Genomic DNA, 7,162 nt, shown 5'->3' with positions numbered 1-7,162 from the left:
CTATCCGTTTCCATTTATCCACGGGCTTCTGCTTCCTTTCTGTTTTCTTTCCGTTTTCTTTCTTACGTGTATATTCTTGCATTATTCCGTTTTCCCGCTTCTTCCCCGTACATAAGGCATGGCAATGCACCCGCAGGATTTCTGTCTCCTGCCGCCTTTCTGCCATGGCTCCGGAGAGGGCTGTCGCACCGGCCGGACTGTCACCCCACATGAACCAGCACCTTCTGCTGCTGGAGGTAGCGGATGCAGTCCTCCCTGTCCTTTTCATCCCCCCGGAACAGAAAGATGCGCCCGCCCATTGGGCTGCCCGGCTCCTTGAGCCTGGTGACGCGCACATAGCCGAACTCTCTGGAAGCGATATAGCCGGTGACATATTCGGGATCGTCGGAAATGCACAGCTCCGCCAGGATATTGGGGTGGCTGACCACCTTTGTGGCCAGAACCAGCGCTTCGTTGAAATGGTTCTTGCCCTCGCAGGCGGACTGCCTTGCGATGTCCGCGGTCTCCATGTCCATGTAGGTAGCCCGGATGCCCCGCTCCCTGTCCGGCTCCAGCCGTTGCAGGCTGTCCGCGTCCAGGAGCATGGCGCCCCGCATGGAAAAGCTCTGCCCCCAGAGGGCAAGGATCTCTTCCCCGCGCTTCAGCCCCAGCCTGTCAAGATAACCCCGCACCACATCCAGCCCCTCTCCGGCATTTGAAGTCTCCACCGTAGTCACTTTCAGGGCAGGAAGGCGGAGAATCTCCTCTTCCGCCACAGCTTCGATCTTCAGGTTGATGAAATCCGGCTTCCCCTTGCTGTGGCGAAGGGCTCTGGCCAGGAGCCTGGCGCAGTACAGCTCCAGCTCTTCCTCCGGGACAAGCTTCTCCGCTCCGGAGATATGGCCTTCTTCTTTGTTTGACGCCCTCATTTTGATGCTGTATCGATTCATTTTGCTCCCTCTTTGTCTTCCTGGATTCATGGCTGCGCCGGCGCGCCGCCTTCCCGAACCGCCAGCCGCTTCATCACCGGGTACATCACAGACGCCCCCACCGCCGTGAACACCATTCCCGGCAGCGCCGCCACCATCAGAGCCAGCGGATCTGTGCCCGATATGATCCCCAGCGCCAGCCTGCCCGCCATGGTGCCCAGAGGGCCGCTGACGGCAAGCGTAACGGGGTTTGCGCCGAACAGCGCCAGAATCCCTCCGGCAATCAGGCGGAATATCATGGCTATGGTGACGTTCACTATGGTATGGGTGCCCAGGAGCAGGTTGATCGCGCTGGCCAGAATGCCGATCCGGACATAGCGCTTAAAACCGAAGCAGGCCGCGATGCAGACGGCAAAGGGCGCGGAGAGCTGGAATTCGCATCCCGGAAGGATGCCGGGAAGCTTGAACATCCCCAGCACCGCCAATACCGCCGCCAGAAGCCCAGTGGTAGTCATCTCTATTGTCTTTCTTCTGTTTTTCATGGATATACCTCCCTGGGCGCTTCGGGCAGTGTCAAAGTTTTCCCTTTATGGCATGGCAGCGCCAACCTCATATGCCCATATCCGGCGCCACCCCGGTAAGATCAACGGTTCCGGAGCGGGGAGCCCCCAGGCTCCACTTTACGCCGCCACTTTACGCCGCCACTTTACGCCGCCGCTCTTCGGCGCACCTGTCAATCCATATGCCTGGCAGCAGAATCCTGTCCCGGGGCGCATACTGCCCCAGCGGCACAGACACCCCTTGCGAAAAATTGCAAGCGCGGCTCCTACATGGGCGGATATTTTCCCTACTGCCACCCTCTGACGCCCCCTCTGGCCGAGACTCTGTCTCGGCGTACTCCTCTGATTATATCCAAGCCGCGCCGGATTGTCAACCATTTTTTGGAACGGTTGACAGTTTGCAACATGTTTTCTGGTTCGTTGCATTTTTGTACTAAAAAAGCCCTCCTCTCTGAAAAATTTCTTTTTCAGGGACGAGAGCATTCGCTTCGTGTCACCACCCTAAAGCATTTAAGGCACATTCAGAGCAGGGAGTAGTTTTCAATTCTTCTGCTTTATTGCAGTCTATCCGTAAGAAATAACCTGCGTGGGTGTATACGTCAATGCTGTTATGGTGGATATATTTTTTTGAAATCATTTCAACAGTTCACAATTCCCGTATGTTTTGTGTTATAATATTTTATGTGATTTCGTTTCCCTTATTTTTTCCCTTATCAGGTTTGTAATGTCCTATGGGAATATATAACACGAGGGAAACTTTAAGGGAAAGCTCACCTGCTATAAATTTAGTGTTTTCAAGGGTTAGCGGAGATTATCGGGAATTGTGGAGGAACAGCTATGGTTCATTTGAAAAAAATAAATCACGATAATTGGATGGAGTGCCTTGCACTTGACGTACATGATTGGCAAAAACAGTTTGTAAATCCCAACATCTTCAGCCTGGCAGAGGCATATGTCCATTCAGACGCAAATAGAGAGGATGCGGAAAAATATTACAGATGTATCCCATTTGCAATATATTGTAATGACAAAATGGTAGGTTTTACCCTTATAACATATGAAAAAGAATGTGATTTTGATGATACTCCCGGATATGAGATTTACAGATTAATGATTGCAAAGGCTTATCAGGGAAAAGGCATCGGCAAAGAAACAATAAAAAGAATCATGGAATACATAAAGACATTTCCCTATGGAGAAGCCGAGTATATATATGCGTCCTGGCATCCGGAAAATAAAGCATCGGAGCGGTTATGCCTGGGCAGTGGGTTTGAAATTGTCGGAAAAGATGCGGATGATGGGGCGATAAGAGCAAGACTCTCCATACGGCGGATTCCGGAGAGGTAGATTCCGGAAAGGTAATGCCCCTCTTCGAACAGCTCCATGGATTCCACCGCCACGCTGCAGGCCAGGGCATTACCTATGAACGCGAGACCGTGCATCAGAGCCTTCCGGGGGTCATCCCCGCAGAATCCTTCATAAACCCTGTGGTCAGCCGCGGCCGCCGCCTGGCCTGTGCAGCCGCCGGTAAGGGCTTTGCCTGGCGCCAGGTTTTCCAAAAGTAGGCCTCCTGCCGCATTCCACATCACAGGTTGCAGTGCTTCCTCCATGTCCCCCGAAAATACCGCCCCACAAAGCAGCACACCCGGAAGACCCAGTCCGCCACCATGGCGATCCACACGCCCACGGCTCCCATGCCCATCCGGACACCGAAGACCAGGCTTAACCCGATGCGGAAGGTGACCATGGAGAAAATGGCGATCGTCATGGTATATTTCACATCGTTACAGGCCCGGAGCATGTTGGGCAGCACGAAGGAGGCAGGCCAGAGCAGAATCGCCAGGCCGTCGTGGATCATCACAAGGATATAGGCAATCTCCGTGGCCTCCGCCCCCAGGCCGTAAAGCCCCAGAATCGGATGCAGGAACAGCAGGATCAGGCTGTTGGCCACCGCCGTGGCGGCATATGTGACCAGCAGCAGCTTTTTCGTATAATACCGCACCTGCGCCAGATCCCCGGCTCCCACGCACTGCCCTATCACGGTGATCATGGCCAGGTTCATGCCCTGCCCGATGATGCAGCCCATGCTGTCCAGACTGTTGGCCACGCCGTTGGCGGCAATCTGCGCCGTGCCGAAGCCCGCGATGATGCTCACCACGATCACCCGCCCCAGTTGGAAAATGCCGTTCTCGATGCCGCTGGGAATCCCGATATAGAGGATTTTCCGGATGACCCTCCACTGGAACCGGAACCGCTCCCTGTTGAGATGGATCGGGCGGTCAGGATTCCGCAGAAGGACATACAGGCACAGTCCCGCCACGGCCCTGGACACCAGCGACGGCACCGCCACCCCCGCCACGCCCATCTTCAGGCCGAACACGCAGAGGGCATTGCCGCCCACATTGATGATGTTCATCAGCACGGACACCTGCAAGGTAATCCGGGAATTCCCCATGGAGCGGAACAGCGCCGCGCAGGCATTGTACACGGCGAGAAAGGGGAAGGACAGCGCGGAGATGATCAGGTAGAGGACGGCATTGTCCATCACGTCCTGCTCTATCCTGCCGAAAAACAGGTTCAGGATGAGCCTGTGCCCGGCTATGACCAGAAGGGAGACCGCTATGGTAATCAGGGCATTGACCCAGAGGAGCTGCTTCGCGGAGCGGCAGGCCTCCTCCCGCTTGGATGCCCCGATGAACTGGCTGGTGACCACTGCCCCGCCAGTAGCCAGAGCCGCCAGGATGCTGATGATGAGGTTATTGAACATGTCCACCAAAGAGACCCCTGAGACCGCGGCCTCGCCCACGGAGGAAATCATCATGGTGTCCGCCATGCCCACCGTGATGGCCAGAGTCTGCTCCAGAATCAGGGGGAGAATCAGCTTTTTTAAATCTTTGTCGGAAAACATCATGGTGTCAGTACCTTTTTCTCCTGTTTTCATCTGTTCCTCTCCTGTCTGTTTTGCGCCACGCTCACCCCGCCCGCAGCCGGAAGGTCTTCGGCGCCAGCTTATACACCAATACGCAGGCGATGATGCCGTACAGCACGCAGAACACGATCGTCATGCCCCCGAACAGCAGCGTGGGCATCCTTAGCTGCATCAGGAAATAGCAGACCATATAGGTGGCTATGGAGACCAGCTTGTAGGTTCCGCCCTTCAGCTCCGTCCCCACCGTGTAGGGCTGGAGCAGATAATAAATCGTAAGATAATGAACGGAAAAGAACAGGCTCATGCACACCGTGGAGACCACCAGCACGATGTAGTTCACTGGCTGGTCCGTGCCGCCGGAGGCAAAGAGGATCAGCGCCAGCCCCGCACCGATGATGAACGCCGGGACCGCGTTAATCTTCATGATCTCCCGCAGCCGTATCCGGAACAGCTTCAGCACGAAGCCCGGCCTCTTATAAACGGAATACGTCAGCAGGCTGTGGTCGCAGTTCATGAACAGGGCCTGGGTAAAGCCCGTCCCCCGGTTGATGGCATATAAGATGAACGCGAAATAGGGCAGCCAGGTCATGACCAGATTGTTGGCTATGGGACGCAGCTGCGGCTTCAGGAACAGGGCAAGCAGCGCGCCGCAGACAAGGGCCGCGCATACATAGGAAATCCTTTCCGCCGACTTCCACAGGATTTTCCGGTGCCGCAGGATGAAGAGCTCATTGAGGTATTCGAAGCCGCTTTTCCTGCTGGTGACGGACACGTCCGCGGATATCTTCTTCTCGTTCGCCGCCTTTATGGTCTGGGCATTCCGCGCCGGGGCGTCCATCTGGAACATGGCGTCCGCCAGAAGTCCCCTGCACACCTCCCTATACCCCTGGAACCTGTAGATTCCCGGGATGCAGGCCGCTCCTATGAGGATAGAGAGCAGGGACAGCGCGGCGGGAACGGCCAAAGGCAGCACCAGGCCAAAGGCAGGCAGTCCGTAGGCCAGCCCCAACAGCAGGGCTATCCCCAGCCACTGAAATTTATCAAGCCTGCTTTCATTATATACATTCCCTCGGAGCTTATAGTCCCGCAGCATATACGCCACATAGGACAGCTTGCAGCCCGCGATGGAGAACGGCAGCAGCGCACAGAGCCACGCCGGGACGCCGCTCAGGAGCCCGAACAGCAGGGCGAACGGCAGAAAGCCTATGACTGTCTTTAATATCGAACATCCGTAGTTCACCAGCGTGTATTCCCTGGCGTCCATCCGCATCAGGAGGATGGCATAGTATTTGTCTTTGGAGGGGTTGAACAGCGCGGTGTTGGCATAGCAGCCGATGACCGTCAGGAACAGGAGGATATGGAGGAACACGCCCTCTCCGGGGAGCCCGTCGTACAGTAGGCCAGGCAGAAAGACCATCAAAAGCAGGTACAGGCCCTTCCCCAGGAACACGGAGACCACCTCCCAAATCGCCGAGAGTATATTGGCGAATATCTTAAGCCCCCACACCCCGTACAGGGCCTCCGGCAGGAGCCTCTTCACCAGGGGAATCTGTTTCAGGGAGTACAGGATACCGTTCACCCGGTATGTATTTTTCAGGGAAAAGGATAAGATAAATGTTTTTTTCAAGCGAATACCTCCTATGCCTGCTCCCGCAGGGCCGCGATGATCTTCTCCCGGAACTCCTGGCCGTCCAGGTGGCTTTTCTCCACCACCTCCAGCTCCCCGTGGTTCAGCAGGATGATCTCGTCGCACAAATCCAGGGCCAGATCCAGGAGATGGGTGGAGAAAATCGTGATGCGGCCCTGCTTTAAGGAGCGCAGGACCTCCTTCATCTCCTCCGCCACCACCACGTCCAGGGAGGTCAGCGGTTCGTCCAGCAGCAAGATGTTGGGCCTGGCGATGATGTTCACCAGCATCTGCATCTTGTTCTTCATGCCGTGGGAATAGTCCTTCAGCAGCTTGTCCCTGTCCTCCGGGGCGATGCCCATGAACGCGAAATACTCGTCCAGGGGCCTGGGCTGCCCGATGGTCTTCTCGTTGATGTCTATGAAAAACTTCAGGAATTCCCTTCCCGTGAGGAATTCCGGTACGGTAGGCGTGGAGAGCACATATCCGATGTCCTCTGCCACAAGGCTCCGCCGCCCCGTGTCCGTTTCCAGGAAGAATTCGCCGCCGTCCGCCTTGACATCCCGGTTGATGCAGTTGAACAGCGTGGTCTTGCCCGCGCCGTTGCGGCCCAGCAGGCCGTAGATTTTCCCCTCCTCGAAGGTGAAGTCGATGTCCCGCAGGACTTCCTTTTTCTCATAGTGTTTGGACAGATGTTCGATGATGAATTTCATAGATAAGCTTCTCCTTTTTGTCCGCAGTCACATCCTGCGGCGATAGTATTCCGCCAGGGCGAATTCCAGCAGCGCCTTTGCGCCGAATGCTCCCACCATAGCCAGGGTGACCCACAGGGGCCCGTCTGTCAGGATGGAAATCCAGGCGATTCCCATGACGGCCCATTGCAGGGCGGTTCCGGCTCCTGCCTGTGCCCGGCAGCGGATGGCCTCGTTGCGCTCATCCTTTGCCTCGATTTCGTTCATCCTGGCCTGTCCGGGATTGCGCTCCTCGAACCGTCCAAGCAGGAATCTCACGCAGCCCAGGGCGGCCAGCATGCTTCCCAGGCCGAACAGGATTCCGTCCGCCTTGTTCGGCAGAATGCCCTTCAGCGCAAAAGCGGTCAGCAAAATCAATATTCCGCAGATCCCCATAGCCAGGGCCC

Annotated in this window: 7 protein-coding genes; 1 reads left to right on the top strand and 6 read right to left on the bottom strand. The window is 56.1% G+C overall.

What is annotated here, in order from left to right; translation table 11 throughout:
* Nucleotides 1-200 precede the first annotated feature (200 nt).
* Nucleotides 201-929: a 6-carboxyhexanoate--CoA ligase gene (locus Q2B33_RS13450; protein ID WP_300566042.1), complete on the bottom strand. Its 729-nt coding sequence runs from the start codon at nt 927-929 to the stop codon at nt 201-203.
* 26 nt (nt 930-955) lie between these two features.
* The gene (locus Q2B33_RS13445; protein WP_300566040.1) at nt 956-1,450 is read right to left on the bottom strand and encodes a hypothetical protein; all 495 of its coding nucleotides are present in this window, start codon (nt 1,448-1,450) and stop codon (nt 956-958) included.
* 855 nt (nt 1,451-2,305) lie between these two features.
* Between Q2B33_RS13445 and Q2B33_RS13440 the strand changes: the two genes are divergently transcribed.
* Nucleotides 2,306-2,815, top strand: a complete 510-nt coding sequence (locus Q2B33_RS13440; protein ID WP_300566038.1) for a GNAT family N-acetyltransferase — start codon at nt 2,306-2,308, stop codon at nt 2,813-2,815.
* Between the two features lie 238 nt (nt 2,816-3,053).
* Here the strand turns inward: Q2B33_RS13440 and Q2B33_RS13435 are convergent, their stop codons facing one another.
* The 4 genes from Q2B33_RS13435 to Q2B33_RS13420 all read right to left on the bottom strand — a co-directional run.
* Nucleotides 3,054-4,409: an MATE family efflux transporter gene (locus tag Q2B33_RS13435; RefSeq protein WP_300566036.1), complete on the bottom strand. Its 1,356-nt coding sequence runs from the start codon at nt 4,407-4,409 to the stop codon at nt 3,054-3,056.
* A 31-nt stretch (nt 4,410-4,440) separates the two neighbouring features.
* Complete coding sequence (locus Q2B33_RS13430; protein ID WP_300767346.1) at nt 4,441-6,024, bottom strand: hypothetical protein; 1,584 nt, start codon at nt 6,022-6,024, stop codon at nt 4,441-4,443.
* Between the two features lie 11 nt (nt 6,025-6,035).
* Complete coding sequence (locus Q2B33_RS13425) at nt 6,036-6,737, bottom strand: ABC transporter ATP-binding protein (RefSeq protein ID WP_296478451.1); 702 nt, start codon at nt 6,735-6,737, stop codon at nt 6,036-6,038.
* A gap of 27 nt (nt 6,738-6,764) precedes the next feature.
* Nucleotides 6,765-7,162, bottom strand: a 398-nt coding sequence (locus Q2B33_RS13420) for a hypothetical protein (RefSeq protein ID WP_300823202.1), incomplete at its 5' end; no start/stop codon positions are given.

The organism is uncultured Acetatifactor sp., assembly GCF_948601915.1.
In the GTDB taxonomy this organism is placed as follows: domain Bacteria; phylum Bacillota; class Clostridia; order Lachnospirales; family Lachnospiraceae; genus Acetatifactor.
Note: the sequence above shows the minus strand (reverse complement) of the source record. Positions and strands in the feature narration are given on the sequence as shown.